The organism is Haloechinothrix aidingensis (genome assembly GCF_013450155.1).
GTDB lineage: Bacteria > Actinomycetota > Actinomycetes > Mycobacteriales > Pseudonocardiaceae > Haloechinothrix > Haloechinothrix aidingensis.
The window spans coordinates 18,951-44,598 of the sequence record NZ_JACCKD010000010.1 but is presented as its reverse complement, the minus strand read 5'-3'; the positions used below and the strand labels follow the sequence as shown (position 1 = coordinate 44,598).

Annotated in this window: 23 protein-coding genes; 10 read left to right on the top strand and 13 right to left on the bottom strand. The window is 68.6% G+C overall.

Translation table 11 applies throughout. From position 1 onward, the window contains the following. Nucleotides 1-2: 2 nt before the first annotated feature. The 3 genes from H0B56_RS21780 to H0B56_RS21770 form a co-directional block, all read right to left on the bottom strand. Complete coding sequence (locus H0B56_RS21780; RefSeq protein WP_180894994.1) at nucleotides 3-782, bottom strand: ABC transporter ATP-binding protein; 780 nt, start codon at nucleotides 780-782, stop codon at nucleotides 3-5. Between the two features lie 109 nt (nucleotides 783-891). Continuing rightward, complete coding sequence (locus H0B56_RS23565) at nucleotides 892-1,863, bottom strand: GNAT family N-acetyltransferase (RefSeq protein ID WP_180894993.1); 972 nt, start codon at nucleotides 1,861-1,863, stop codon at nucleotides 892-894. Between the two features lie 26 nt (nucleotides 1,864-1,889). Beyond that, a complete protein-coding gene (locus H0B56_RS21770; protein WP_180894992.1) occupies nucleotides 1,890-2,783 on the bottom strand; it encodes a methyltransferase domain-containing protein in 894 nt (297 codons plus the stop codon). A gap of 281 nt (nucleotides 2,784-3,064) precedes the next feature. Here H0B56_RS21770 and rpsA point away from each other — a divergent pair, with 281 nt between their 5' ends. Then, nucleotides 3,065-4,585: a 30S ribosomal protein S1 gene (gene rpsA / locus H0B56_RS21765; protein ID WP_180894991.1), complete on the top strand. Its 1,521-nt coding sequence runs from the start codon at nucleotides 3,065-3,067 to the stop codon at nucleotides 4,583-4,585. A gap of 296 nt (nucleotides 4,586-4,881) precedes the next feature. Here the strand turns inward: rpsA and H0B56_RS21760 are convergent, their stop codons facing one another. After that, on the bottom strand, nucleotides 4,882-5,091 hold the full coding sequence (locus H0B56_RS21760) for a hypothetical protein (protein ID WP_089303081.1): 210 nt from the start codon (nucleotides 5,089-5,091) through the stop codon (nucleotides 4,882-4,884). 169 nt (nucleotides 5,092-5,260) lie between these two features. Between H0B56_RS21760 and coaE the strand changes: the two genes are divergently transcribed. Then, nucleotides 5,261-6,454 carry a dephospho-CoA kinase gene (gene coaE, locus H0B56_RS21755; protein WP_180894990.1) on the top strand — a complete coding sequence of 398 codons (1,194 nt, stop codon included), beginning with the start codon at nucleotides 5,261-5,263 and terminating at the stop codon, nucleotides 6,452-6,454. Nucleotides 6,455-6,514: 60 nt separating this feature from the next. Here coaE and H0B56_RS21750 read toward each other — a convergent pair whose 3' ends face one another. Further along, nucleotides 6,515-7,042: a ribonuclease FAU-1 family protein gene (locus H0B56_RS21750; RefSeq protein WP_246361424.1), complete on the bottom strand. Its 528-nt coding sequence runs from the start codon at nucleotides 7,040-7,042 to the stop codon at nucleotides 6,515-6,517. A 58-nt stretch (nucleotides 7,043-7,100) separates the two neighbouring features. Between H0B56_RS21750 and uvrB the strand changes: the two genes are divergently transcribed. Continuing rightward, entirely contained in the window at nucleotides 7,101-9,260 is a 2,160-nt protein-coding gene (gene uvrB / locus H0B56_RS21745; protein WP_343063999.1) for an excinuclease ABC subunit UvrB, read from the top strand. 2 nt (nucleotides 9,261-9,262) lie between these two features. On the opposite strand, the gene H0B56_RS21740 is transcribed toward uvrB, so the two are convergent. Beyond that, nucleotides 9,263-10,231 (bottom strand): ABC transporter permease, encoded by a 969-nt coding sequence (locus tag H0B56_RS21740; protein ID WP_180894989.1) that lies wholly within the window; start codon nucleotides 10,229-10,231, stop codon nucleotides 9,263-9,265. Then, nucleotides 10,228-13,185 (bottom strand): alpha/beta fold hydrolase, encoded by a 2,958-nt coding sequence (locus H0B56_RS21735; protein ID WP_180894988.1) that lies wholly within the window; start codon nucleotides 13,183-13,185, stop codon nucleotides 10,228-10,230. Before H0B56_RS21735 ends, H0B56_RS21740 begins: the two co-directional genes overlap by 4 nt. Nucleotides 13,186-13,429: 244 nt before the next feature. Here H0B56_RS21735 and H0B56_RS21730 point away from each other — a divergent pair, with 244 nt between their 5' ends. Then, entirely contained in the window at nucleotides 13,430-14,404 is a 975-nt protein-coding gene (locus H0B56_RS21730; protein ID WP_180894987.1) for a TerC family protein, read from the top strand. A 169-nt stretch (nucleotides 14,405-14,573) separates the two neighbouring features. Here H0B56_RS21730 and H0B56_RS21725 read toward each other — a convergent pair whose 3' ends face one another. The 5 genes from H0B56_RS21725 to H0B56_RS21705 form a co-directional block, all read right to left on the bottom strand. Continuing rightward, nucleotides 14,574-15,230, bottom strand: a complete 657-nt coding sequence (locus H0B56_RS21725) for an RES family NAD+ phosphorylase (RefSeq protein ID WP_180894986.1) — start codon at nucleotides 15,228-15,230, stop codon at nucleotides 14,574-14,576. A 15-nt stretch (nucleotides 15,231-15,245) separates the two neighbouring features. Further along, a complete protein-coding gene (locus H0B56_RS21720) occupies nucleotides 15,246-15,827 on the bottom strand; it encodes a DNA-binding protein (RefSeq protein WP_180894985.1) in 582 nt (193 codons plus the stop codon). A 133-nt stretch (nucleotides 15,828-15,960) separates the two neighbouring features. Then, complete coding sequence (locus H0B56_RS21715; RefSeq protein ID WP_180894984.1) at nucleotides 15,961-16,824, bottom strand: SCO6745 family protein; 864 nt, start codon at nucleotides 16,822-16,824, stop codon at nucleotides 15,961-15,963. 116 nt (nucleotides 16,825-16,940) lie between these two features. Beyond that, nucleotides 16,941-18,224, bottom strand: a complete 1,284-nt coding sequence (locus H0B56_RS21710; RefSeq protein WP_180894983.1) for a serpin family protein — start codon at nucleotides 18,222-18,224, stop codon at nucleotides 16,941-16,943. A 205-nt stretch (nucleotides 18,225-18,429) separates the two neighbouring features. Continuing rightward, nucleotides 18,430-19,107 (bottom strand): MBL fold metallo-hydrolase, encoded by a 678-nt coding sequence (locus H0B56_RS21705; protein WP_180894982.1) that lies wholly within the window; start codon nucleotides 19,105-19,107, stop codon nucleotides 18,430-18,432. 167 nt (nucleotides 19,108-19,274) lie between these two features. On the opposite strand from H0B56_RS21705, the gene uvrA reads away from it, so the two are divergent. Next, nucleotides 19,275-22,130 (top strand): excinuclease ABC subunit UvrA, encoded by a 2,856-nt coding sequence (uvrA, locus tag H0B56_RS21700; RefSeq protein ID WP_180894981.1) that lies wholly within the window; start codon nucleotides 19,275-19,277, stop codon nucleotides 22,128-22,130. A 62-nt stretch (nucleotides 22,131-22,192) separates the two neighbouring features. Continuing rightward, nucleotides 22,193-22,651: an SRPBCC family protein gene (locus tag H0B56_RS21695; RefSeq protein ID WP_180894980.1), complete on the top strand. Its 459-nt coding sequence runs from the start codon at nucleotides 22,193-22,195 to the stop codon at nucleotides 22,649-22,651. Nucleotides 22,652-22,663: 12 nt separating this feature from the next. Here H0B56_RS21695 and H0B56_RS21690 read toward each other — a convergent pair whose 3' ends face one another. Further along, nucleotides 22,664-23,065 (bottom strand): DUF1844 domain-containing protein, encoded by a 402-nt coding sequence (locus tag H0B56_RS21690; RefSeq protein WP_180894979.1) that lies wholly within the window; start codon nucleotides 23,063-23,065, stop codon nucleotides 22,664-22,666. 175 nt (nucleotides 23,066-23,240) lie between these two features. Here H0B56_RS21690 and infC point away from each other — a divergent pair, with 175 nt between their 5' ends. The 4 genes from infC to H0B56_RS21670 all read left to right on the top strand — a co-directional run bounded on the left by infC (nucleotide 23,241) and on the right by H0B56_RS21670 (nucleotide 25,611). Next, nucleotides 23,241-23,909 carry a translation initiation factor IF-3 gene (gene infC / locus H0B56_RS21685; RefSeq protein ID WP_246361423.1) on the top strand — a complete coding sequence of 223 codons (669 nt, stop codon included), beginning with the start codon at nucleotides 23,241-23,243 and terminating at the stop codon, nucleotides 23,907-23,909. 206 nt (nucleotides 23,910-24,115) lie between these two features. Then, nucleotides 24,116-24,310 carry a 50S ribosomal protein L35 gene (rpmI, locus tag H0B56_RS21680; protein WP_180894978.1) on the top strand — a complete coding sequence of 65 codons (195 nt, stop codon included), beginning with the start codon at nucleotides 24,116-24,118 and terminating at the stop codon, nucleotides 24,308-24,310. Between the two features lie 76 nt (nucleotides 24,311-24,386). Then, the gene (gene rplT / locus H0B56_RS21675; RefSeq protein WP_180894977.1) at nucleotides 24,387-24,767 is read left to right on the top strand and encodes a 50S ribosomal protein L20; all 381 of its coding nucleotides are present in this window, start codon (nucleotides 24,387-24,389) and stop codon (nucleotides 24,765-24,767) included. Nucleotides 24,768-24,774: 7 nt separating this feature from the next. After that, a complete protein-coding gene (locus H0B56_RS21670) occupies nucleotides 24,775-25,611 on the top strand; it encodes a TrmH family RNA methyltransferase (protein WP_343063998.1) in 837 nt (278 codons plus the stop codon). Nucleotides 25,612-25,648 lie beyond the last annotated feature (37 nt).

Below are 25,648 nucleotides of genomic sequence, written 5' to 3'. Positions count from 1 at the left end.
CATCAACGATCTCCTTCCCCGGTGCCGCCGGTCGTGCTCGTCGAGGAGCCGGTGTGTTCGTCCGTGCCGTTGCCGTCGTACTCGCCGCTGCCGGTATCGGTGCCCTCGCGCAGGGTCAGTGGTGGAGGTTGGTCGTCCGCCCCGACACGGGCAGGCGGGACCGGCAACACGGACGGGTGAGTGGTGGCGACCAGCGCGACGACGGCGAAGCCGCGTTCGGCGCAGCGGCGGGCGGTCTCCGACCACTGCGTGGCGTCCCAACCGTGCCTGTCCGGAGTGTCCAGCACCAGTAGCCGCACCCCCGGTCGGGTGGCCGCGAGCGTGGTCAGGACGAACGTCCGTACGTCGGCGGGCACGTCCTCGAACCGGGTCTCGGTGTGGCCCGTGAGCTCCTGCGCGGACAACCACTCGGCGACATCGGTCCGGGACGCGGGCCGGCGTGCCAGCGCCAGCTCCTCACCGACCACGACACGCAAGGGCAGGGCACCGTCCGGTTCGCTCACGCCAGGTGCGTCGATCACCGCGGCACGCTCGCGCAGCCGGTGCGCACCGCCGCGGTCGGGCCCGTCCGCGTCCGATTCACCACCCGGCTGCTCGTACACGGCGACCGAGCCCGCGGTCACACGCATCCTGCCGGCGAGAGCGAGGCCGAGCCCGGTGAGTCCCCGTCCGGGAGGACCCTGAACCACGACCAGCTGTCCTGTCGCGACATGCAGGGACGTCGCGGGTAGTAGCGTGGCGTGCGGCCCCTCGATGACCACCCGGTCCGCGGTTACGTGCATGAAGGCTCCCTGGCGCGCCGAGTTCCCTCCTGCACGCTAGGGCGGTATCGGTCGACCGGCAACTTGTCGTGACGTGATATCGGCCGCGCAGCGTGTGCCGGGCGTCACCTCACTCGGCAGTGGAGAACAGGATGTCCGGGGAGGTGGCCCATAATGTCCATAGCGGACGGTACCCTTGTCTCGGCCAGAACACTGAGGACAGTGGGTTGGCCGTGTCGTAGTACAGGTAGCTGCCTCGCACCCCCGTGGTGACGAGCTCGGCGTGCGCCACCGACATGAGCCGCTGTCCCACCCCGTGGCCGCGTGCCTCCGGCGCGACGGACAGGGTGTCGACGCGCGCCCACGTCCCTGCCGGCAGCCGGTGTGCGATCGAGGAGTTCCGTTCGGGGGAGGTCCACCCGGCTCGCGCCATCCCCATGACCTGCCCGGCGTCTTCGGCGACGAAGATCGGCTCGCCCGCGTCGAGGGCGTCGCGCAGTGCCGCGTCGACGAGCTCCGCCGCCTCGGCTCGCATGCGCCTGCCGAGCACGGCCCGCGAGTAGCGCAACTCGGTCAGCTCGAGAGCGGTGAGCGCGTCGATGTCGGTTACCGATGCGTGCCGCACGGCGACGCGCGGCGAGCCGGTTCCGGCCGGGACGGCAGCGGCCGAGCCGGCGCGTACCTCACCGGTGCCTTCGGCGCTTCGCACGGCGAGCACGGTGCCTGCGGTGAACCCGTGCCGCCGAAGTACGGCCGACGCGGCGACATCACGACTGGGCCAGCCGAGTAGCACCGCGGTCTCGTCACGCGGTTGGTCATCGGGCATCGGCCCCAGCCAGCGGGCGAACGCCGCAAGCACGGCGTGCATGCCTGCCGCGCCGGAGTCGCCGATCAGCGGGCTGAACTCCCATGTCACTCGGGTGTGCCACAGGCTCTCCATCGACCGGGGACCGTGCACGGCCCGGTAGGCGTTACCCCGGACCAGGCCGCCGCCGGGCAGCCCCGCGCTGATGCTCGTGCCTTCCGGGACCGAGACCGTTCGCGGTAGCAAGGGGTCGGTCCGGGCGAAGTGTTCGGCTTGGGCGGCCTCGAGCTCCCGCACGGCGGCCTCCGGTGACGTCTGGTCGTTCAGGATGCGGTAGCGGGCCGGGCGGGCCCGGTGTTCGGTGCGTCCGTCTTGTGGCAGCAGAAGATCGCGGTACCGGGGAAGAGCGTGCCGCGTAGCGGGCTCCACTGGCCCCAGATGCGGGTTTGGTCGTCCGGCCACTCGGGCTCGACCAGGTCGTCGAGCCGGAACCCGGACTGTCGCGCCGCGCGCACGTAGTCGCCGAGGGTGCGGTGGTACTCGACGTACGTCGCGTTGTGCTGCGCGTCCACCTCGACATAGGGCTCGCGGTCGAAGTAGGAGTGCGTGGCCGTGAGACCGAGAGGCCCCGGATCGTCCGGGAACACCCAGCGCATGGGGTGGGTGACCGCGAACACCCAGCGGCCACCGTCCCGCAGCACCCGGTTGACCTCGGTGAACACGGTGGCCAGTGACGGCAGGAAGGGTAGGGCTCCGAACGCCGAGAACGCGGTGTCGACGCTGCCGCTGCGCAGCGGCAGCCGCTGGGCGTCGGCGCGTACCAGGTCCACGGGCAGATCCGACCGGCGGTCGGCTGCGCGCGCGTGCCGCAACATCTCCGCGGACAGGTCGACGCCGACCGCGAGGGCGCCTTGCCCGGTGAGCCAGCGCGCGCAGGCTGCCGTGCCACAGCCGACCTCGAGGACCCGCAGTCCGGTGACCGGGCCGAGGAGCTGGAGGTCGGACTCACGCCAGCCTTCCGGGCACCAGACGAAGTCCGCGTCCCCGAGGAAGTCCCCGTGCGTGGCGACGTACTCCTCGGCGTCGGCGTCCCACCAGGCGCTACTGGCGGCGACGGCCTCCTGGGCCGTCACCGTGCGCCGTGCCGGTCCGACGACCCCGAGGGCCTGTTCGGCACGGGTGAATCGCGGTGTCTCGTCCGGCGCTGAGTCAGCCACGTGGCGGCTCCTTTCTCCGTGTGGTGCGCGCCACTCACGATAGGCGGCCCCGGTTTGTACCTCGGTACAGCTGCCGCGTAGGATGTTTCAGGCGCAGTGGGTTTGCGCTGCCTTTCTCTCGGCACTCGCTGGCCGGGACTCGGGCCGCGCACCGAGCGCGGTGATCTCGGCGGTCAACTTACTCTCGGCCATCCGTCATCGACCGTGTGGCACCCACTGTCGCTGCACGACCGAAGAGAACGAATCAACGACCCCAGCCATAACCGGAGCACCCTACACTCATGTCCACCGACACCACCATCGCCCCGACAGTCCCCGAGCAGGCCAAGCAGGTCGCCGTGAACGACGTCGGGTCGGAGGAAGACTTCCTCGCTGCCATCGACAAGACGATCAAGTACTTCAACGACGGCGATATCGTGGAGGGAACCATCGTCAAGGTCGATCGGGACGAGGTCCTGCTCGACATCGGTTACAAGACCGAAGGGGTCATCCCTTCGCGTGAGCTGTCCATCAAGCACGATGTCGACCCGGCAGAGGTTGTCGCTGTTGGTGACGAGGTCGAGGCGCTGGTCCTGCAGAAGGAGGACAAAGAGGGACGGCTGATCCTGTCCAAGAAGCGTGCGCAGTACGAGCGCGCCTGGGGGACCATCGAGCAGCTCAAGGAGACCGACTCGCCGGTTTCGGGCACCGTTATCGAGGTCGTCAAGGGCGGTCTCATCCTGGACATCGGTCTGCGCGGCTTCCTGCCCGCTTCGCTCGTCGAGATGCGCCGGGTGCGCGACCTCCAGCCGTATGTCGGTCGCGAGCTCGAAGCGAAGATCATCGAGTTGGACAAGAACCGCAACAACGTCGTGCTCTCCCGTCGTGCCTACCTCGAGCAGACCCAGTCCGAGGTGCGCAGCGAGTTCCTCAACGCGCTCGGCAAGGGTCAGGTTCGCAAGGGCGTCGTCTCGTCGATCGTCAACTTCGGTGCGTTCGTCGATCTCGGCGGGGTGGACGGCCTGGTGCACGTCTCCGAGCTCTCCTGGAAGCACATCGACCACCCCAGCGAGGTCGTCGAGGTTGGCCAGGAGGTCACCGTCGAGGTGCTCGACGTCGACATGGACCGCGAGCGGGTCTCGCTGTCGCTGAAGGCGACCCAGGAGGATCCGTGGCGTCACTTCGCCCGCACACATGCGATCGGCCAGATCGTGCCGGGACGGGTCACCAAGCTCGTGCCGTTCGGTGCCTTCGTCCGCGTGGAGGACGGCATCGAGGGGCTGGTGCACATCTCGGAGCTGGCGGAGCGGCACATCGAGCTGCCTGAGCAGGTCGTGGACGTCAACGGCGAGGTCATGGTCAAGGTCATCGACATCGACCTCGACCGCAGGCGTATCTCGCTGTCGCTGAAGCAGGCCAACGAGGGCTTCACGCCGGACGCGGAGTTCGACCCGACCCAGTACGGGATGATTGCCGAGTACGACGAGCAGGGCAACTACATCTACCCCGAAGGCTTCAACCCCGAGACCCAGGAATGGGAAGAGGGCTACGACAAGCAGCGTGAGGAGTGGGAGCGGCAGTACTCCGAGGCACACGCTCGCTACGAGAAGCACATGAAGCAGGTCGCGGAAGCGCGTGAGGCCGATGCCGCCGCCGCTGTCGCCGAGGCCGGAGCCGGTGAGCCCGAAGGTGAGGCTGACTCCGGTGAGCAGCAGAACTACGGCGGGGCGAGCCAGTCGCAGGCCGCCGACACCAACAGCGGCACGCTTGCCAGCGACGCGCAGCTGGCTGCCCTGCGGGAGAAGCTCTCCGGCGGGGAGTGAGAGCCCGCTTCCCGGCACGAACGTTCTCGGCCCCGCTCCACGACGCTGGAGCGGGGCCGAGTTACGTATGGGAGCGAACCCGACGGGCTCGTGCGATCCGTGCTGGGCGGGTGCGGGTGGCACGCGGCAGGGGATGCGCCGCAGGGGACGCGCCCGCAGGGGGAGGGGTGTCCGGGCGTGCGTCGCGGGCTCCAGGCGGCCACGGTAGGTGCCTGGTCAGGGATCAGTGGACGCGAGCCGACCGTGCGGCCGGCTCGCGTCCACTGACCGGTGAATAACCCTCTGGCTGTCTCACACTATGTCGTCGCAGGCGCCAGCGCACGTTCGTACGCGGCCACGCGTGCCCGCCGGCGCAGGCCCGCGATGCTGTGCTTGGCCGGAACCAACATCGCGGTAAGCCAGTTGCGCCGGTGTTCGGCGAGCGCGTCGGACACTTGGCGATGCTCGACACAATGGACTAGCCCAGGCGTACCAAGCCGGTGCCTCCCGGTATGCCGCGTTCGCATCGGTCCTCCATGTGGGCGATAGTCCGAACGACAAGATACGCAATGATCAACGAGGCGGCCGGGAGGACGTGCGGCGTGTCATCGACATCGTTGCCGGTGCGTGATCTCTGAGATCCAATCGTGAGCAGCCGGTGGCGATGCCCCGGCGCGGTACTGATTGAATGCCCCCATGCTCAGCGTAGGTCTTACCGGGGGGATCGGTTCGGGGAAGTCCACGGTGGCGAACCGCCTGGCCGAGCACGGTGCCGTACTCGTCGACGCCGACGCGATATCCCGGCAGGTCGTGGAGCCGGGCGAGCCCGCGCTCGAGGAGATCGTGGCCGCGTTCGGCTCGGACGTACTCGAGCCGGGTGGCGGGCTGGACAGGGCCGCACTGGCGCGGAAGGCGTTCGCCGACGAGCAGTCCAGGGCCCGGCTGAATGCCATCGTGCACCCCAGGGTCGGCGAGCGGACCGCGGAGCTGGTCAACGCCGCCGGTGCGGACGCGATCGTGGTGCACGACGTGCCGTTGCTTGTCGAGAACGGGCTCCAACCGCACTACCACCTGGTGATCGTGGTGGATGCTCCGGAAGACGTTCGGGTGCGCAGGCTGACCGGGGAACGCGGTATGGACCCCTCCGACGTCCGCGCCCGTATCGCGGCGCAGGCCGATACGCCCATGCGGCGCGCGGCAGCCGACGTGTGGCTGGACAACAGTGCCACCCCGGATGTCCTGCTCTCGGCCGTGGACGCGCTGTGGGCCGACCGGCTGCTGACGTTCGAGGCGAACCTGCGCCTGCGACGCACCAGGCCGCCGCGCTCACCGGAGATCGTCGACTATGACGACACGTGGCCGGAGCAGGCCGGGCGCGCGATCGCGCGGATCCGCCAAGCGGTCGGGCAGGCCGCGCTCCGGGTCGACCATGTCGGGTCGACCGCCGTGCCCGGGCTGCCTGCCAAGGACGTGCTGGATATCCAGCTGACGGTGGCGGACCTGGATGTCGCGGACTCGGTCGCCGAGGCGCTGGCCTCGGCGGGCTTCCCGCGGAGCGAGGGGGAGTGGGCGGACGCTCCGCTGGGTCGGGGAGCGGAGTCGGTGCCGGGAGAGAAACGCCTGCACACCGGCGCCGATCCGGCACGCCCGGTGAACCTGCACGTGCGTGCGCACGGGACGCGGCACTGGCGGGCCGCTCTGCTGTTCCCGGAATGGTTGCGCCGGCACCCTGACGAGCGCGACGCGTACGCGAAGGTGAAGCGTTCGCTGGCCCGTTCCCATCAGGCGGACGGCTCGGTCGACGGCTATGCCGAGGACAAGCAGCCGTGGATCGCCGATGCGATCGAGCGTGCCGAACGATGGGCCCACTACACCGGCTGGACCCCGTAACCCCCCCGCTGGGTGCGCTGAATGACGCTGTCAGTCCGTCTCGTGGACTGACAGCGTCATTCAGCGTCCACGCCAGGCGAGGGTGATGTCGAGGGAGGCCAGCCAGCGGTCGAGGTCGTAGCCGTGCCTGGCGAGGGCGTCGACGGTGTGCACCGCCGTGTCGATCGCCGCCGTGGCATCGGTGAGATCCACGAGCCCGGCGCGGTGGGCGGACAGCAGCTCGTCGGAGTCCCGGACCGCGGCCCGCGTGCCGGTACGCAGGTCGATGTCCAGGTACAGGTCCCGCGCCACCCAGTACCGCTCACCCCGTTCGACGGTGACGACGTCCAGGTACAGGTCCCAGTCGCGCTCGTGGCCAGGGTTGTACCAGAAGTCCGTGATACGCAGGCCCACCTCGGGTAGCAACCATGACTCGAGGTAGTGGAACTGGGCGCGGCCCGGTGCGGGCCGGGCCATGTACAGGCCGAACGGCCGGGACCGGTACTCCTCGACCGGGCGCACGAAGCCCTTCGGGTCGGTGTTGGTCATGCCGACGAGGTCGAAGGTCTCGGTCTTGGGCGGGTGGGGCTGGCCGAACATGACGTCCATGCTGCCGCACGGTGCGACCGGGCGGCGTTCTGTCGGGGTACGCCCCTACCCTGGTCGTGTGGCATTCGCATCGGAGCACCCTGTCCTGGCTCATTCCGAGTTCCGGCCCGTGTCAGACATCCCGCGGTCCGAGAACCGGTTCACGGTGGTCAGCGACTACTCGCCGTCCGGTGACCAGCCGGAGGCGATCGACGACCTGGAACGCAGGCTGACCCGCGGTGAGCGCGATGTCGTGCTGCTCGGCGCGACGGGGACGGGCAAGTCCGCGACAACGGCCTGGCTGATCGAGCGGGTGCAACGTCCGACCCTGGTCATGGCGCACAACAAGACGTTGGCCGCCCAGCTGGCGAACGAGCTGCGCGGCTTCTTCCCGCACAACGCGGTCGAGTACTTCGTCAGCTACTACGACTACTACCAGCCGGAGGCCTACGTACCGCAGACCGACACCTATATCGAGAAGGACTCCTCGGTCAACGACGACGTCGAGCGGCTGCGGCACTCGGCCACGATGAACCTGCTCTCCCGCAAGGACGTCATCGTCGTCTCCAGTGTGTCGTGTATCTATGGTCTCGGTACGCCGCAGTCGTACCTGGACCGGTCGTCGCGCCTGGCCGTCGGCGACGAGCTCGATCGGGACGCGTTCCTGCGCGCCCTGGTGGACGTGCAGTACACGCGCAACGACGTGGCTTTCGCGCGCGGAACCTTCCGGGTGCGCGGGGACACCGTGGAGATCATCCCCGCCTACGAGGAACTGGCGATCCGCGTCGAGTTCTTCGGCGACGAGATCGACCGGTTGTACTACCTGCATCCCCTCACCGGCGATGTCGTGCAGGAGCTCGACAGCGTCCGCATCTTCCCCGCGACCCACTATGTCGCGGGACCGGAGCGGATGGACAAGGCCATCCGCGCGATCGAAGGCGAGCTCGAGGAACGCCTGACGGAGCTCGAAGGCAAGAACAAGCTACTCGAGGCGCAGCGCCTGCGCATGCGGACGCAGTACGACATCGAGATGATGCGCCAGGTCGGGTTCTGCTCGGGCATCGAGAACTACTCCCGCCACATCGACGACCGGCCCGCGGGTAGCGCACCTGCCACGCTGCTGGACTACTTCCCGGACGACTTCCTGGTCGTGATCGACGAGTCGCACGTCACGGTCCCGCAGGTCGGCGGGATGTACGAGGGGGACGCCTCACGCAAGCGCACGCTGGTCGAGCACGGGTTCCGGCTACCGAGCGCGCTGGACAACCGTCCGTTGACCTGGGAGGAGTTCTCCGACCGGATCGGGCAGACCGTGTACCTTTCCGCCACTCCCGGCCCGTACGAGATGGGCCAGTCCGGCGGTGAGTTCGTCGAGCAAGTCATCCGGCCGACCGGCCTGGTCGATCCCGAGGTGGTCGTCAAGCCGACCGAGGGGCAGATCGACGACCTCGTGCACGAGGTCCGGGAGCGCGCCGGGCGCGACGAGCGGGTACTGGTCACGACGCTGACCAAGAAGATGGCCGAGGACCTCACCGACTACCTGCTCGAGCTCGGGATCCGGGTGCGCTACCTGCATTCGGAAGTGGACACGTTGCGGCGCGTGGAGCTGCTGCGGCAGCTGCGATCGGGGGACTACGACGTGCTGGTGGGGATCAACCTGCTCCGTGAGGGGCTCGACCTTCCCGAGGTGTCCCTGGTGTCGATTCTCGATGCCGACAAGGAAGGGTTCCTGCGTAGCGGTACCAGCCTGATCCAGACGATCGGCCGGGCCGCCCGGAACGTCTCCGGCCAGGTGCATATGTATGCCGACACGATGACCGACTCGATGCAGTACGCGATCGACGAGACGAATCGCAGGCGCGCCAAGCAGATCGCCTACAACACCGAGCACGGCATCGACCCGCAGCCGCTGCGCAAACAGATCGCCGACATTCTCGACCGTGTCTACACCGAGGCTGAGGACTCCGAGCAGGAGGTCGCGGTAGGCGGGTCGGGACGCAACACCTCGCGCGGTAAGCAGCCGGAGCAGGGAGCGGGCACGGCCAGCTCCGGTCTGCTCACGGACAAGGACGTCTCGACGATGCCGCGCGCCGAGCTGGCCGATCTGATCAACCAGATGACCGAGCAGATGACCCAGGCCGCGCGCGACCTGCAGTTCGAGTTGGCAGCCCGGCTCCGCGACGAGATCGCGGAGCTGAAGAAGGAGCTCAGGGGTATGGACGAGGCCGGGGTGACGTAACCTCAGCTGGTGATGTCCTTGGTGCTGAACACCCGGGCGGCGATGAGGCCGAGCACGGTGGCGTAGCACAGCGAGATGAGCGTCCCGCTGGCAACGTCGGTCCAGGCGATGTCCGTCGCGATCAGATCGAGCCACGCGGTGGCGTGGTGGGTGGGCAGGAACGCGCGCAGGTCGCCCAGCGCGGTGATCTGGTCGAGGATCTGGGACAGGATCGCCGCGAGGACCGTCCCGCCTACCGCGCCCAACGGGGCGTCGGTCAGCACGCTGAGCAGCAGCGCGAGCCCCGCCACCCAGCTGAGCTGCACGATGATGTAGCAGATCGCCAGCAGGAGCGACACCAGGCTGGTGTCGAACGCGATCGCGTCCCCGGTCGGTCGAACCGCCTGCCCCGCACCGTAGAAGGCCAGTCCCGCGCCGAGCGCGGTGCCGGGTAGCACCAGCAGCGTGAGCACCGACAGCGCGGATGCCACCAGCGCCTTCTGCCGTACCAGGCGGTGCCGCGGCACGGGGATCGCCAGCAGGTACTTCAGACTTGACCACGAGGCCTCGCTTGCGATGGTGTCGCCGAAGAACAGGGCCACGATCATCGGAAGCAGGAACGAGATCGAGACGAACAACGTGAATATCACGAAGTTCGGCGCACTGGTCGTGGCCAGGTCGACGATCCCTCCGGATGGGCCGCCTTCGCCTTCGTCGCCCAGCTCGAAGGCGCCGACGAGAACGAACGGCAGCAGGACCGCGAGCGCGAGGATCCACACGGTACGTCGCCTGCTCAGCTGCCTGCGCAGCTCGACCCGGAACCGGACGGTACGGCCGGGTTGGTAACCGAGCACCGCGCCGGAGGGGGCGTGTTCGGGCTGTTCCCGCCGGGCCGCCTCGGTGAGTTCGGTCAGCGCGGCCGGGTCGGTGTGCACGGTGTGGTCCGGCTCGCCCGGCCGGCCGGCGTGATCGGGACGTTGGTCGGGGCTCATCGGGTATCGCCCTCCTCACCGACGAGTTGCAGGAACGCGTCCTCGAGCCTGCGCCTCGGCCCTGCCCGTTCGACGGAGACACCCGCGTGCACCAGCGCGGTGACCGCCACCGAGCGGGGGATGCCGTGCAGGTTGACATGCACGTTCTCGCCGTCGACCTCGACACCGGTCAGGCCGTCCACCCCGCGGAGGGTCTCGGCGGCCGTGCCGGGGTCGTCGACGGTGAAGGTGGCCTCGCCTCCTGCGGCTACGATCTCGCCGACGGCGCCGTCGGCGACGACCGTGCCGTGATGCATCACCACGACATGCGTGGAGGTTTGCTCGACCTCGGCGAGGAGGTGGCTGGAGACCAGCACGGTGCGGCCGGTGTCCGCGTAGCGCCGCAACACCTCGCGCATCTGGTGTATCTGGGGCGGATCGAGCCCGTTGGTGGGTTCGTCGAGCACCAGCACGTCCGGAAGGCCGAGCATGGCTTGCGCGATCGCGAGCCGCTGGCGCATGCCCTGGCTGTAGGTGCGAACCTTGCGGTCGACCGCGTCGCCGAGCCCCGCGAGCTCCAGTGCTTCGCCGACATGGGCCTGGCGGCGGGGACGCCCCGTCGCCGCCCAGAACAGATCGAGGTTCTTCCGGCCGGACAGGTGCGGCACGAACCCCGGCCCTTCCACGAAAGACCCGACGCGGGAGAGCACGGGCGCACCCGGATACACGCGGTGACCGAACACCCGTATCTCCCCGGATGTCGGTGTTACCAGCCCCATCAGCATGCGCAGGGCCGTTGTCTTGCCCGCACCGTTCGGACCGAGCAGCCCGAGTACCTGCCCCCGCTCGACCCGGAAGGACAGCTCGGAGACAGCGGTGAGCCCGCCGGGGTAGGTCTTGGTCAGGCCGTCGATGGACAACGGGATCTCGGCGAGGTCCTCGGCCACGTCGCTGGTTCCCGCGCGACGCAGCGCCGCGAACACCGCCACCAGCGCCGCCGCGAGCAGCACCCCCGCGATGCCCAACAGCTGCGCGACCGGCAGCCCCGTTCCGGTCTCGGTGCCAGGGACCGAGGGCACGGACACGCCGTCGGCGCCGCTCAGCGACACGCGGTAGGCGGCGGGCTCGGGCGAGCGGTCGTATGCCTGGTCGGTGGTGGCCACGACCAGCTGCAGCCGGTGCCCGGGCTCGACAGGGTGCACGATTCCCGGGAGGCTCACCGTGACGGTCACGGCACTGCCGTCGGGTGGCAGGTCCGGCACGCGCACCGGTGCGACCGCGCCGCCGGGAAGCCTCCGCGTGCCGTCCGGGCCGACGTCGTAGAGCTTGACGAACAGCACCGCGTCCGAGCCGGCCCGCTGGCCGGACCCGGGTTGTTCAGGTCGTTCGGCGTCGTCGATCCCCGTTTCGGACGCGGGCGGCTCGGCGTCCCCGGTCGCCGAGGCCACCTCGAGCGTCACCGTGGACGATCCCGTGATCAGTAGCTGGTCATCCAGGGTGTGCGAGCTGAAGCTCGCGAACTGGCCGGGCAGGTCGGTGCCACCGAGCGCGGTGGGGATCGGGCCTCGCAGCGCCGGCATGCTGCTGATCGCCGCCGGCACCCCGCCTGGCGGGTTGATGACGGTCTGCTCCGGCCCGGTCAGCTCGATCTCCCTGCGGGGTGTGCTGCCGCCGCGCAGTCCCGGATACTCGCCGACCTCGACCGTGCGCACCGACGGGGCACGGGTGGCGTCGAAGTTGCCCCGTACGTCGTAGCTGAACTCCGGTAGCCGGTCGCCGTCGCCGGTCAGCTGGTGGGACAGCCAGCCGGCGATCTTCTCGCGCAGCTGCGGACCCGGCGCTCCGCCGTCGTGACCTCCCGCGTACCAGATGATCGACACGTCGCCGCCTGCCTCGGCGATCCGCCGCGCGTTGGCCTCGGCCTGCTCGAGACCGAACAACGTGTCCTGGGTGCCCTGGACCAGCAGGGTGGGGATCGTGATGTCGCCGGTCACGGAGGAAGGGGAGGCCCTTTCCAGCAGTTCCCGTGCCTGGTCGCCTGCGGTTCCGGTGGTGGCGAGCCTGGTGTACGCCCGGCAGACGGGCTTCGCGAACCGCCCGCACGGCCCGTCGAGCCCGGCGTTCTCGGGCAGCGTCGACGGCGGCTGGTCCTGGTCGCCGCCTGCCGGGGAGCCGTTGCGGTCCACCTCGGAGTCCGGCCGGTCTCCCGGTTCCGGTGCCTCCTGACCGGGGGTGGAGATCCCACCCATGCCGCCGGTGAACAGGGCACCGGCCCATGCCTGTTTGAACACCCCGTCGCCGCGTTCGGCGCCGTGAGCCGGCGTGTCGCTGCCGCGCTGCCCGCGGATCAGCGCGTTGGGCAGGAGCGCGTGTTCGAGGTCGTGGTAGGTCATCACGGGGGCGATCGCGTCGACCCGTTCGTCGGTGCCTGCCAGGAGCAGGGCGAGGGCTCCGCCGTAGGACGAGCCGGTTACCGCGATCACCGGGTCGCCGTCGCTGTCCGTGGTGACGGACGGCTGCCGCGCCGCGAAGTCGATCAGATGCGCGGCGTCGGCGACCTCGCGGTCCGGGTCGTTGAGCGAGATCGTTCCGCCGCTGTCCCCGAAACCGCGCGCGGAATAGGCGAGGGCGACGAAACCGTGCTCGGCGAGCTCGGTGGCTTCCCGCTGGACGCTGTCCTTACTGCCGCCGAACCCGTGCGGCACGAGCACCGCGGGCGCCGGAGTGGACTGCGGTTCGTACAGGGTCACGTCGAGCGCGATGTTCTCCACCGAATCGGGTGAACGCGGCACATCGATGATCGCTTCCTGCGTGTGCACGTCAGGCTGTTCGTCCTCGCCGAGCAGGACCGATACCGATGCCGCGCCGAGGAGGACCGCGACCACTGCGACGGCGCGCTGCACAGCCTTCCGGGACCGTGTGGATCGCAACACGAGGAGAACCGTATGTGACCACGACGACGAGCGGCCACGCATCCGTGCCGGGGTTGCCGGTTTCTTGCGCGGATCGTGATACTCGATACGGTCGGTGGCGTCCCGGGCGGTGCCGTGTCAGGATGGATACGTTACGTGGAGGGGAGTATTCCTCTGCGATGATGCCGTCAGTACGGTTACCCGGTCGGAACGATCGTGGCGGACCCGGCATCATCGGCTTGCGGCGACGCGGGCGGAAGAGACCTCCGGTAGCGGTGCCAACTGCTGTACCGGAGGAGCTTCGTCGATGAATGTGCCGCTGTGGGGCTGGCTGGTGACCGTAGGCGTCATCAGCGCCGTGCTCCTCGTGGACCTCGTGTTCACCGTGCGGCGCCCCCACACACCCAGCCTGCGCGAGGCGGCGTGGTGGTCGACGTTCTACGTGTTACTCGCCTTCGCCTTCGGGACCGGCGTGTGGTTCCTCGTCGACCCGGTCTACGGTGCCGAGTTCTTCGCGGGCTACGTCACCGAGAAGTCGTTGAGCGTCGACAACCTGTTCGTCTTCATGCTCATCATGACGGCGTTCAGAGTCCCCGCCATACAGCGTCACACGGTGCTGCTTGTCGGAGTCGCGCTCGCGCTGCTGCTGCGTGGGATCTTCATCGCCATCGGTGCGGCACTGATCGCGCAGTTCTCCTGGATATTCTTCGTGTTCGGCGCGATTCTGGTGTGGACTGCCATCAGCATGGTACGCGGCGACGGGCACGACGAGTACCACGAGAACTGGGTAGTCCGGCGCGCGCGCAAGATCTTCCCGGTAACCGAGGACTATGTCGGTGGCAAGGTGCTGGTCAAGCGCGCGGGCAAGCGGCTGATCACGCCGATGTTCATCGTCATCATCGCGGTCGGCACCGCCGACGTGCTGTTCGCAGTGGACTCCATACCGGCCATCTTCGGTATCACGCAGGAGGCTTTCCTGGTCTTCACGGCGAACGCGTTCGCCCTGATGGGACTGCGCCAGCTCTACTTCCTCATCGGTGGGCTCGTGGAGCGGCTGACGTACCTGACCTACGGGCTCGCGATCATCCTGATCTTCATCGGCGCCAAGTTGTTCCTGCACGCGTTCCACGAGTACGAGATGGTCCCGGCGTGGATGGACATCAACACCTGGGTCTCGCTCGGCGTCATCGTGCTGATCCTCGTTGTCACCACAATGGCCAGTATCATCAGGACCCGGCGCGTCGACGGTCGGCGTGTCGAGTCCGGGTCACACGGCCAGTGACCCCGGCTGCTGCGCGGCCACGCCCGCGCCGGCTCAGCCGTACATGACTGAGCTTGCCCGCGTCGGCTCAGCCGTACATGACTGAGTTTGCCCGCGCCGGCTCAGCCGTACATAGCTGAGCTTGCTGGCGTCGGCTCAGCCGTACATGACTGAGCTTGCCCGCGCCGGCTCAGCCGTACATAACGAAGTTGAGTTCGTTGCAGACGCGTGCCAGCGGCATGTCGAGGCCGGGGTGGCTCAGCGGGAGCAACAGGTCGGGTGTGCCCGGCAGCGCCGAGCGCGCAGGAGGGTCCCACAGGCAGATCGCCGGATTCCCCGAGTCCATCGACGACGGGTACCAGAGCCCGTCCAGGTCAGGGTAGGCCTTCCGGATCGCCCGCGCCCACACCTGTGTCACCTTCTTGGGCCCGCTGGCGATCTCCTGGGAAGCGCCCATCCGGGTGGGCCACAGGCCGGTGAGGTCCAACAGCCGCAGCGTCCGGGTCGGGCGCATCACGACGACGTGCGGCTCCCTTGTGATCCGGTCGACCGTGGACGTCGACTGGTACACCTCGGCGATACCGGTACGCGCGGAGAGCGCGAAGTACAGCACCCCGTTGTGCGGGTCGGACACCGGAGCCCCACCGTTGTCCGGCTCCTGCGGGTCGAAGCGACCGTGCGGGAGTGGACCGGTGTACCGGAACGTGTCCCAGTTCTGTGGATGCCTTCCGGCGGCGGTGAAGATCCGTACGACCCTGGTTGCCGGATGCACCGCGACAATATCCTCATCCAGCCGCAGCCCGGTAGCCAGCGCTGCGGCCGAAGGAGGCAGCGGGAGTCGTGACATGCAGTACCGGCGAGGCTATGCGGCCGTACCGAGTGAGGTCACCAAACGAGCGACGGACTGGGGGTCACCATGGGCGAGCAACCAGTCGCGTGGCGTGACTCGTTGCTCGTTGATCTCGAGGTCCGCTTGCTGGGTATTCATGAACGCGGCCACGACCATCGGTGGCTGATCCGCCGGGATCGCCTGCAGTACGGTCTCCAGGCCAGGAAGCGTGCCGGCATCGGTGAACTGCCAGGCGGGTAGGTGCCACTCGCCGTCCTTCCAGCCGAACAGCCTGCCGTTTCGCAGGCGCTCGCGCACCTCGCCGCTGGTGAGCTGGAGGAGCTGCGCGGCCTGGCCAACCGAGTAGGAGGACTTGCTGAACACGGCGTGCGCCACGACGGACTTCGCGCGTGGGCACGGCTCGTCCTCGGCGTAGGGTGCCAGATCGAAGCCGACATCGGTCAGCGCAGCCTGCTGCTCCGTGGAGAACAGCTCCGCTGGCTCGGGGTGCGGCACCGACACGATCCGCGCGGTGTCCTCGACGAGCCGGAGGAACTCGTCGGCATCGACCCTGAGCCCGGCCTTTGCCAGAACAGCCTCGAGCGCCATAGTCACGTTTCCAAAGTAGCACGAGCGGGCGCATCGTAGGTGCTGGTGAGGCAGGGTGTGCCGGATGTGATTCGTCACCACCGTCGGCGCCGGTCCGGCTACCTGGCGTGTCCACCGGGCCGGTGTGTTCCGGTGCCGCTCAGTTTCCCCCGAAGAGTTCGGCGGGGAACGCTCCCGCCGCCGTGATTCGCTTGCTCAAGCCACGGCAGATCTCCCGGAGACGGTTGGCCCCGTCGGCACCGAGGTGGATCCATGGTGCGGAAGCGGCGTTGTTGGTGGCGACCTCGATACGGTCACGCTGCGCCGCGCCCTGCTCGGTCAGTGCTCGGTCGCTGTCGAGGACACCTTCGGCCTGCAGGGCCCGCACCGTCGTTTCCCACTCGTCGGCCGACCATCCACGGGTGGCCTGCGCGGCGGACTCGGTGAATCCCCTGCCGGTCGCGGTATGCGTGATCAGCGCGGACAGCCCGTCGAGCCCGGAGTCGACCAGCGCCGCGACGTGCCCGTCGCCGCGGAACTCCCGCAGCAGGGTGATGGCATGCCACAGCACGAGCACCGGATCGCTCGGCCAGTCCAGGTCGGCGTGGGCGGCGTACAGCGGGCGCCCTTCCGGGGTGCAGCCACGGGTGGCCTCGCGGGCGAGCTCGGCTGCTTCGGCGACCTCGGGGTCGGTAGCAGCCTCGCCGAGCAGGCGCCGCAGCGCGGCGCCTGCTGCGCGATACCGCGCGTCAATGACCTGTTCCGGAGAGGCGAGCGTCCATGCGTGCGGGATGTGTTTGGCGACCAGCTGGGGGTTGAAGTTGTAGAAGGTCGCTGTCACGGTCCCGGCACCGACCGGGCCCATCGGGGCCGCTCGGCTGGCGAAGTAGCTCATCCGCCCACGGTGAAGTCCGATGCCGGTGAGCTCCTCCTCGGCCTCGGGTGCGAAGTACAACATCGCGTGCAGCGGGTCGACGGCTCGATGGCATGCGGCCGCGAGGTCGGCGAACTGACCATGATCCATAGTGGGATCCTGCGTGATAGTCGGCGTTCGGGCAACCCTCGCCCGGCGGGCTGCCGACCCGTGCGGGAGAACGGCCGTGCTGTGCGGTGCGTCCGGGACGTGCCCCGTCCCGGGACTCAGCCGGGGTCGGCCACCGAGCCGACGAACAGCGGTGCGCCGGTCGGCTCATGCGTGATGGCGTAGGAGAACGGCTGGTCGGCCCGGATCGTCTTGTCCGCGGGCAGGGGAGCCGACACGACACCGGCGATGCCGGTCACGGCAGCCGCCTCCGTTCCCGACTCGTCCACGGTGATGTTCGCCCGATGCACGGCGTCATCCACCACGACCTCCTCGGCGATGCCGCCGAGGTCGTCGAGATCACGCAGGCCGAGCTCGGCGAGCAGGGGTAGCAGCTCGGCATCCGCCCCGTAGTCCCAGCGTGGCAACGCGATGTCGAGCTCGGTCGGTTCGCCGTGGTCGAACTCCTCGAGCATCCCGGCGGTGACCGTCGGTGCCTGCCCCGGCTCCCCGGCGGGCACCACGACCCACATCGCCAGCTCGCCACCGACGTACGGCAGCTGCACGGCCTCCCAGGAGTCCCCGTCGACGTAGCTCAGCTCGGCGGCCTCCTTGTTCATCATCGGCACCTCCGTGGTGGTGCCGTCCGCCAGGTGGAACGGCTCGTCGGTCGTGCGGGACTCGTCGAACGGCGACTCCCAGCCTGCCTTGAGGTACACGGCGTTGGCCAGCACCGTGACGGTCCGCGGGTCGAGCTCGTCGAACAGGGTGTCGATGCGTTCGTTCGTCCGGTCCGACACCCAGTCGTTGATCTTTTCGGCTGCCGACCCCGTACTGAAGTCGACGTACTCGGCGCCGGCGCCGTACTGCCGGGCCAGGGTGTTGAGGAAGTCCTCACCCGGCTCGATGCCGTCTTGCACGAACAGGCCGTTGGCGATGCTCACGACCGGGTCCGGCGGTTGCTCGTCCGGCTCGCGCGTCGCGTCGGGGCCGGTCTGGTCCGCGGCTTCGCCCGTGTTGACCACGCCGGTACTGAGCGCGTTGTACGCCGCGTGCACGCCCTGCGGGAAGCCGAAGACCTCGTCGAGCTGATCGGCCGTAACCCCGTCCGCTCCGGCGCGCAGCATGGCGAAGGCATAACCCAGACTCAACGGCGAGAACACGGTGTTCTCCGTCTCGCCGGCACCCCTCTCGGCGAGGAGCTCGCCGAAAGCCCCGGTGAACGAGCGGATGCCCGCGACTGTCTCGTCGACGGGAGCTTCCTCGGCTGGTTCGACCCTGTCGGTATCGGCCGACGTGTTGGCGGCACCCTCACCGCCGTTCGAGGCATCCGTGCCGCATCCGCCAGCGGCCAGAATCAGCGCGGCGGAAATCAGGCAGCTCACGGTCCGTGCGGGCTTCATGCCACCTCCCGGCTTGTCGACGTACTGTGCTCACGCACGTTCCGGGCCAGGGGTTGCCTCGGTAGGACAGCTGGCGCGCCCAGCTGTCCGGTGCCAGCGGCCTGCCGGCTACCCGGTGCCGTTGAACGGCGACTGGACAGGACTGTACTCAGGCACGATGTGTCGAGAAAGCCCGGTTCACCCGATCGCGGGGCGCTGTGCGGTACTACCAGCCGCGTTCGCGCCACTCGCCGAGCTTGGGGCGCTCGGCGCCGATCGTGGAGTCGTCCCCGTGGCCGGGGTAGAACCAGGTGTCGTCGGGAAGCTCGGCGAAGACGCGCTGCTCGACGTCGTCGATGAGCGAGGCGAAGTCCTCCGGCGAGGTGGTCTTGCCGACCCCGCCCGGGAACAGCGAGTCTCCGGTGAACAGGTGCGGGTGTCCCGCGGGGTCCCGGTAGAGCAGGGCGATCGACCCCGGTGTGTGCCCGCGGAGGTGGATCACCTCGAGCCGGCAGTTGCCGACCGGGATCGTGTCACCGTGCTCGACCAGCACGTCCGGTGTCACCGGCAGCTCGGGCGCGTCCACGGGGTGGGCCGCGGTGGAGCAGCCGTGCGCACCGGCGATCGCGCCGAGGGCTTGCCAGTGGTCGCCGTGCCGGTGTGTCGTGACGATCGTGCGCAGGTTCGCGCGGTCGTCGTCGTAGCCGAGGAGATCGGTGAGGCGTTCCGCGTCGTTCGCCGCGTCGATCAACAAGGCCTCACCGGTGTCGCGGCAGGTCAACAGGTACGCGTTGTTGTCCATCGGGCCGACGGACAGCTTGGTGATGGTCAGTGCGCTCAGGACGCGTCGCGTGGCGTCGCCGCCGGGCGTGACGTGTCCGGTGTACTCGTCAACGATCTTCACGCCCCTATCGTAATGCGTGGGATGCAGTATGCAGAAGGTGCTCGACAGGGCGGGTCGGAACGTGGGGATGAGGCCCGCAACTCTGTCGGGGCGGGGGCCTAACATGGAAGACGGCCGCTTCATCGATGCGATCCGGCAGCCGAATTCCGCTAGCGAAAGGACCTGGTGTGTCCGATCATCTTGTGGTTCGTGGTGCGCGCGAGCACAACCTCGACAGCGTCGACGCCGACCTCCCACGGGACAGCCTGATCGTGTTCACCGGGCTGTCCGGCTCGGGTAAGTCGAGCCTTGCCTTCGACACCATATTCGCCGAAGGGCAGCGCAGGTACGTGGAGTCGCTGTCGGCCTACGCGCGCCAGTTCCTCGGGCAGATGGACAAGCCGGACGTCGACTTCATCGAGGGCTTGTCCCCCGCGGTGTCGATCGACCAGAAGTCCACCTCGCGCAACCCGCGCTCGACGGTGGGCACCATCACCGAGGTCTACGACTACCTCCGGCTGCTCTACGCGAGGGCCGGTTCGCCGCACTGCCCTCGCTGCGGTGAGCGCATCAGCAGGCAGACCCCGCAACAGATCGTCGACCAGGTGCTCGACATGGAGCAGGGGACCCGCTTTCAGGTGCTCGCCCCCGTGGTGCGCGGGCGCAAGGGCGAGTACGTCGACCTGTTCTCCAACCTGCAACAACAGGGCTTCTCCCGGGTACACGTCGACGGTGCGGTGCACCCCCTCACCGACCCGCCGAAGCTGAAGAAGCAGGAGAAGCACGACATCGGCGTGGTCGTCGACAGGCTGGCGGTCAAGGCGAGCGCGAAGCAGCGACTCACCGATTCGGTGGAGACCGCGCTACAGCTGGCCAACGGCCTGGTCGAGCTGGAGTTCGTCGACCTTCCGGAGAACGACGCGCACCGGATCAGGGGCTTTTCCGAGCATCTGGCGTGCCCGAACGGCCACCCGCTCGCGGTGGAGGACCTCGAGCCGCGTTCGTTCTCGTTCAACTCCCCGTACGGGGCCTGCCCCGAGTGCACCGGTATCGGCGTCCGCAAGGAGGTCGACCCCGAGCTGGTGGTGCCGGACGAGGAGCTCTCGCTTGCGGAGGGGGCGGTGGCGCCGTGGGCGTCCGGGCACAACGCCGAGTACTTCCAGCGGCTGCTGACGTCGCTGTCGGAGGCCATGGGCTTCCGGATGGACACCCGGTGGCGTTCGTTGCCGGGCAAGGTGCAGAAGGCCGTGCTGCACGGCGTCGATGAGCAGGTGCACGTCAGCTACCGCAACCGTTACGGGCGGAGGCGTTCGTACTACGCGACTTTCGAGGGGGTCATCCCGTTCCTCGAACGGCGACGGGAGCAGACCGAGTCGGACTACATGCGGGAGCGTTACGAGGGCTACATGCGGGAGGTGCCGTGCCCCGCCTGCCAGGGCGCGCGCCTGAAGCCGGAGATCCTCGCCGTCACGCTCAGCCACGCCAGCTGGGGCGCGCTGTCGATCGCGGAGCTCTGCGCGCTGTCGGTGGCCGACGCGGAGGAGTTCCTGAACGATCTCGTGCTCGGTGAGCGAGAGGCCATGATCGCCGCCGCGGTGCTCAAGGAGATCCGGGCACGGTTGCGGTTCCTGCTCGACGTCGGGTTGCACTACCTCTCGCTCGACAGGGGAGCCGGCACGTTGTCCGGGGGCGAGGCGCAGCGCATCCGGCTGGCCACGCAGATCGGCTCGGGCCTCGTGGGTGTGCTGTACGTGCTGGACGAGCCGTCGATCGGGCTGCACCAGCGTGACAACCACCGCCTCATCGATACGCTGAGCAGGCTGCGCAGCCTCGGTAACACGCTGATCGTCGTCGAGCACGACGAGGACACGATCCGCGCGAGCGACTGGGTGGTCGACTTCGGCCCGGGCGCGGGCGAGCACGGGGGCAAGATCGTGCACAGCGGGCCCGTCGCGGATCTGCTGTCCAATCACGACTCCGTGACCGGCGACTACCTCGCCGACCGTAAGGAGATCCCGGTTCCGGCCTCGCGCAGGAAACGCGACAGCAAGCGGCAGGTGACCGTCGTCGGTGCGCGTGAGCACAACCTTCGCGGTATCGACGTGTCGTTCCCGCTGGGTTGCCTGATCACGGTCGCCGGAGTCTCCGGATCGGGCAAGTCCACATTGGTCAACGAGATCCTGGCGCGGGTGCTGCAGAACAAGCTCAACGGAGCCCGCCAGGTGCCCGGCAGGCACACCAGGGTGCGCGGGCTCGATCACGTCGACAAGCTGGTGCAGGTGGACCAGTCGCCCATCGGGCGAACACCACGGTCGAACCCGGCCACCTACACGGGGGTGTGGGACCACATCCGGAAGCTGTTCGCCGCGACCACGGAAGCGAAGGTGCGCGGGTACCAGCCGGGCCGGTTCTCGTTCAACGTCAAGGGCGGCCGCTGTGAGGCGTGCGCGGGCGACGGCACGATCAAGATCGAGATGAACTTCCTGCCGGACGTGTACGTCCCGTGCGAGGTGTGCAAGGGCGCCCGGTACAACCGGGAGACCCTCGAGGTGCACTACAAGGGCAAGACGGTCGCCGAGGTTCTCGATATGCCCATCGAGGAGGCGGCGGAGTTCTTCGAGCCGATCAAGGCGGTGCACCGCCACTTGAAGACCCTGGTCGACGTCGGTCTCGGTTATGTGCGGCTCGGCCAGCCTGCGCCGACGCTGTCCGGCGGTGAGGCCCAGCGGGTGAAGCTCGCAGCGGAGCTACAGAAGCGTTCCACAGGCAAGACCATGTACGTCCTCGACGAGCCGACGACCGGGCTGCACTTCGAGGACATCCGCAAGCTTCTCGGGGTGATCAACGGGTTGGTGGACAAGGGCAACACGGTGATCGTGATCGAGCACAACCTGGACGTGATCAAGACCGCGGACTGGATCATCGACATGGGCCCCGAGGGCGGTGCCGGGGGAGGCGCGGTCGTGGCCGAGGGCTCGCCGGAAGACGTCGCGGCTACCGACGCGAGCTACACCGGACAGTTCCTCGCGCCGATTCTCGGCTGATGCCCCGCGCAGGCCACGGGCGGCAAGGCCGAGCCACCACGCCGCACCCGGTACGCTGGCAGGTGTCTTCCCGCACGTACCGGTTCCGCAATGTCTGGCTACTCGAGGCACCTGTTGCCGAGGTGTTCACCGCGCTCGCCGATCTCGCGTCCTACCCGCGGTGGTGGCGGGACGTGCGCACCGTCGCGCGGCTCGACGACGACACCGCGCGGGTGATGTGCCGGGCACTCCTGCCGTACTCGCTGGACCTGCGGCTGCATCGCGCCGAGGAGGACGAGCGCTCCGGGCACCTGCGCGTCGACCTCACCGGGGACCTGGAGGGTTTCTGTCGTTGCCGTGTGGCGCCCGACGGGCACGGCGCGCGTGTGGAGGTGTACCAGGCTGTCGAGATCCGCAAGTCGCTGCTGCGGCGTGCGGAACGCGCTCTCGGTCCGCTGTACCGCGCGAACCACACCGCCATGATGTGGCGTGGCCGGCGTGGCCTGCGCGCCTACCTCGCCAACGGTCACGCCGGGCGGTAGTGCGGCGCCGTGTCAGGCACCACTGTCGTTGGCGGGGCGTGCCGGCACGCGGCCGGTGTACTTCTCGCCCGGACCCTGGCCCGGCTCGTCCGGCACGACGGAGGCTTCCCGGAAGGCGCGCTGCAGCGACTGCAGACCCTCCCGCAACGGGCCGGCGTGCGCACCGAGATACTCGGCGGAAGACGTGACCAGCCCGGCCAGTGCCGTGATCAAGCGCCGCGCCTCGTCGAGGTCGCGGTACGGGCTGTTCTCCGGGTCATCGTCGGCGAGACCGAGGCGTTCTGCCGAGGCGGACAGCAGCATGACGGCGGCGCGACTGATCACCTCGACACTGGGAATGTCAGCCAGGTCACGTTCGCCCGGGTTCTGCCATTCGGAGGAAAACTGGGGCTGTTCGGTGTTGCTGTCAACCACGTCTGATACCCTTCCATGCGCGACCAGCTCCCGAGTAATCGGGGGTGAGCAAGTGGAGCCCCGCTCCCACCCGCGTCGCCGTCTCAGGCGTCCGGGTCCGGTCACGTGAGTTCCCGCGGGAACTCACGGAGGCATTCGTGCGTTGTCACGGATGTCGATCGGATGAGGGCCCCGCATGCCGCTGGACGGTAGTGGGGCCCGAAGTATTTGGGGCCCGGGAGACAACGACAACCAAGACACATCCGTGTCTGTACAGCGCAGGCAATGCTCGGACCAAGGAGGCCTCATCAGCTCTGACGCGCGCATCAATGAGCGCATTCGCGTTCCTGAAGTCCGCCTCGTCGGACCCAACGGCGAGCAGGTCGGCATCGTCCGTATCGAAGACGCGTTACGGCTCGCCGATGAAGCGGACCTCGACCTCGTAGAGGTCGCCCCCCAGGCGCGGCCGCCGGTCGCGAAACTCATGGACTACGGCAAGTACAAGTACGAGAGTGCGCAGAAGGCCCGTGAGTCGCGCCGTAACCAGCAGGCGACCGTGATCAAGGAGCAAAAGCTCCGGCCGAAGATCGACCCGCATGACTACGAGACGAAGAAGGGCCATGTGTCCCGCTTCCTCGGTCAGGGACACAAGGTCAAGGTCACGATCATGTTCCGGGGCAGGGAGCAATCGCGACCGGAGCTCGGTTTCCGCTTGCTCGAGCGCCTCGCCGAGGATGTGTCCGACATCGCGTTCGTGGAGTCGTCCCCGAAACAGGACGGCCGCAACATGATCATGGTGTTGGCTCCGCACAAGAACGCCAAGGCGAAGAGTAAGTCGAACAAGAACAGCACAGCCACGCCGTAGGGGAGAGGACGGCCGCGGGAACGTCGCGGAGACGCGAGGCTCGTCGCGCGGCCGGGAATCGACCTGACCGGGAGGCTGCCAGTCTCCCCACGGCCCCGCCGAATGTGGGCCGGAGTGGCCGGAGCGGTCACGTGCCGGCGCGGGGCAGCTCCTACACGGGTGCAACACACGTATGCGTTCGTGTGTTGGACAGGAAAGAGGAACAGATGCCGAAGCAGAAGACCCACAGTGGCACGAAGAAGCGGATCAAGGTCACCGGCAGTGGCAAGCTCCGCCGCCAGAAGGCCGGCCGCAGGCACCTCATGGAGAAGAAGTCGAACCGCGTCTCGCGGCGTCTCGAGGGGACGACCGAAGTCGCCCCCAGCGACAACCGGATGATCCGGCGACTGCTTCGCCGCTGAGGGCCTCGCCGAACATCACAGACCGGAACGAAACCGCCGGGGCGGGAGACCGTCCCCCGATCGACAGGATGGATTCGTGGCACGCGTCAAGCGGGCAGTGAACGCCCAGAAGAAGCGTCGCGCAACTCTCGAACGGGCCAAGGGGTACCGGGGACAGCGTTCGCGGCTGTATCGCAGGGCAAAGGAGCAGACGCTCCACTCATTCAACTACGCCTACCGGGACCGCAAGGCCCGTAAGGGCGACTTCCGGCAGCTCTGGATCACGCGTATCAACGCGGCAGCCAGGCAGAACGGGATCACGTACAACAGGCTCATCCAGGGGCTCAAGTCCGCGGGTGTCGAGGTCGACCGGAAGAACCTCGCCGAGCTCGCGGTGCACGACGAGGCCGCGTTCGCCGCGCTCGTCGACGTCGCCAAGAAGCAGGCGGACCCTCAGGAAGCCAAGAAGCCCGCGTGAGCGTCCGGTGCCGGCCGATCAGCAACCTGAGGTGTTCACGCACAAGACGCCTCGGGTTGCTGCTGCCCGGCGCCTGACCACGCGGTCCGGCCGGAGTAAGGCGGGCCGTTTCCTGGCAGAGGGTGCCCAGGCTGTTGGCGAGGCGCTGGCCTCGGCGCACCGGGTTCAGGAGCTCTTCGTCACCCCGGTAGCGGCCCAGCGGCACGGCACGCTGGTGCGGCGCGCCCGTGACCGTGGCATCACGGTGTCGGCCGTCACGGAACGGGCAGGCGAGCTACTGTCCGAGACGGTCACCCCGCAGGGGCTCGTGGCCGTGTGCGACTCCGTGGACGTGCCGTTGCCTGCCGCGCTGGCCGGACAGGCGCACCTCGTCGCCGTCCTGGTCGGCGTGACCGACCCCGGCAATGCCGGCACGGTCGTCCGCACCGCCGATGCGGCCGGCGCCGACGCGGTGGTCTTCCTCGGTGATTCCGTCGATGTGCACAACGGCAAGAGCGTGCGGGCCTCGGCCGGTAGCGTGTTCCACGTGCCGATCGCGCGGGCCGAGCGACTCGATGACGTGCTAGCCGCATGCCGTTCGGCCGGACTGACGACGGTGGCCGCGGACGGCAAGGCGCACCAGGACCTTGTCGGCTACCAGCGGAGCGCCCGGCTGGGGCGCCCGACGGCGTGGCTGTTCGGCAGCGAGGCGCACGGCCTCGACGGGCACACGGTGGCAGCCGCGGACGAGGCGGTGCGTGTGCCGATCTACGGCGGGGCGGAGAGCCTGAACCTGGCGAGCGCGGCGACCGTATGCCTGTACTCCAGCGCGATGGCGCGTCGACAGGAGGGCCGGTCCGACTAGCGTGCGTGCCGTACGGCACGATCTGGGGTAGTTGCGC

Excerpts from the sequence above, each read along its gene's own strand:
- H0B56_RS21725 (WP_180894986.1), bottom strand. The coding sequence starts at position 15,230 with ATGTCACGACTCCCGCTGCCTCCTTCGGCCGCAGCGCTGGCTACCGGG.
- H0B56_RS21735 (WP_180894988.1), bottom strand. The coding sequence starts at position 13,185 with ATGCGTGGCCGCTCGTCGTCGTGGTCACATACGGTTCTCCTCGTGTTG.
- coaE (WP_180894990.1), top strand. The coding sequence starts at position 5,261 with ATGCTCAGCGTAGGTCTTACCGGGGGGATCGGTTCGGGGAAGTCCACG.
- H0B56_RS21730 (WP_180894987.1), top strand. The coding sequence starts at position 13,430 with ATGAATGTGCCGCTGTGGGGCTGGCTGGTGACCGTAGGCGTCATCAGC.
- infC (WP_246361423.1), top strand. The coding sequence starts at position 23,241 with ATGCCGCTGGACGGTAGTGGGGCCCGAAGTATTTGGGGCCCGGGAGAC.
- rpmI (WP_180894978.1), top strand. The coding sequence starts at position 24,116 with ATGCCGAAGCAGAAGACCCACAGTGGCACGAAGAAGCGGATCAAGGTC.
- H0B56_RS21740 (WP_180894989.1), bottom strand. The coding sequence starts at position 10,231 with ATGAGCCCCGACCAACGTCCCGATCACGCCGGCCGGCCGGGCGAGCCG.
- H0B56_RS21750 (WP_246361424.1), bottom strand. The coding sequence starts at position 7,042 with ATGGACGTCATGTTCGGCCAGCCCCACCCGCCCAAGACCGAGACCTTC.
- H0B56_RS21715 (WP_180894984.1), bottom strand. The coding sequence starts at position 16,824 with ATGGATCATGGTCAGTTCGCCGACCTCGCGGCCGCATGCCATCGAGCC.
- H0B56_RS21780 (WP_180894994.1), bottom strand. The coding sequence starts at position 782 with ATGCACGTAACCGCGGACCGGGTGGTCATCGAGGGGCCGCACGCCACG.
- rpsA (WP_180894991.1), top strand. The coding sequence starts at position 3,065 with ATGTCCACCGACACCACCATCGCCCCGACAGTCCCCGAGCAGGCCAAG.
- H0B56_RS21710 (WP_180894983.1), bottom strand. The coding sequence starts at position 18,224 with ATGAAGCCCGCACGGACCGTGAGCTGCCTGATTTCCGCCGCGCTGATT.
- H0B56_RS21760 (WP_089303081.1), bottom strand. The coding sequence starts at position 5,091 with ATGCGAACGCGGCATACCGGGAGGCACCGGCTTGGTACGCCTGGGCTA.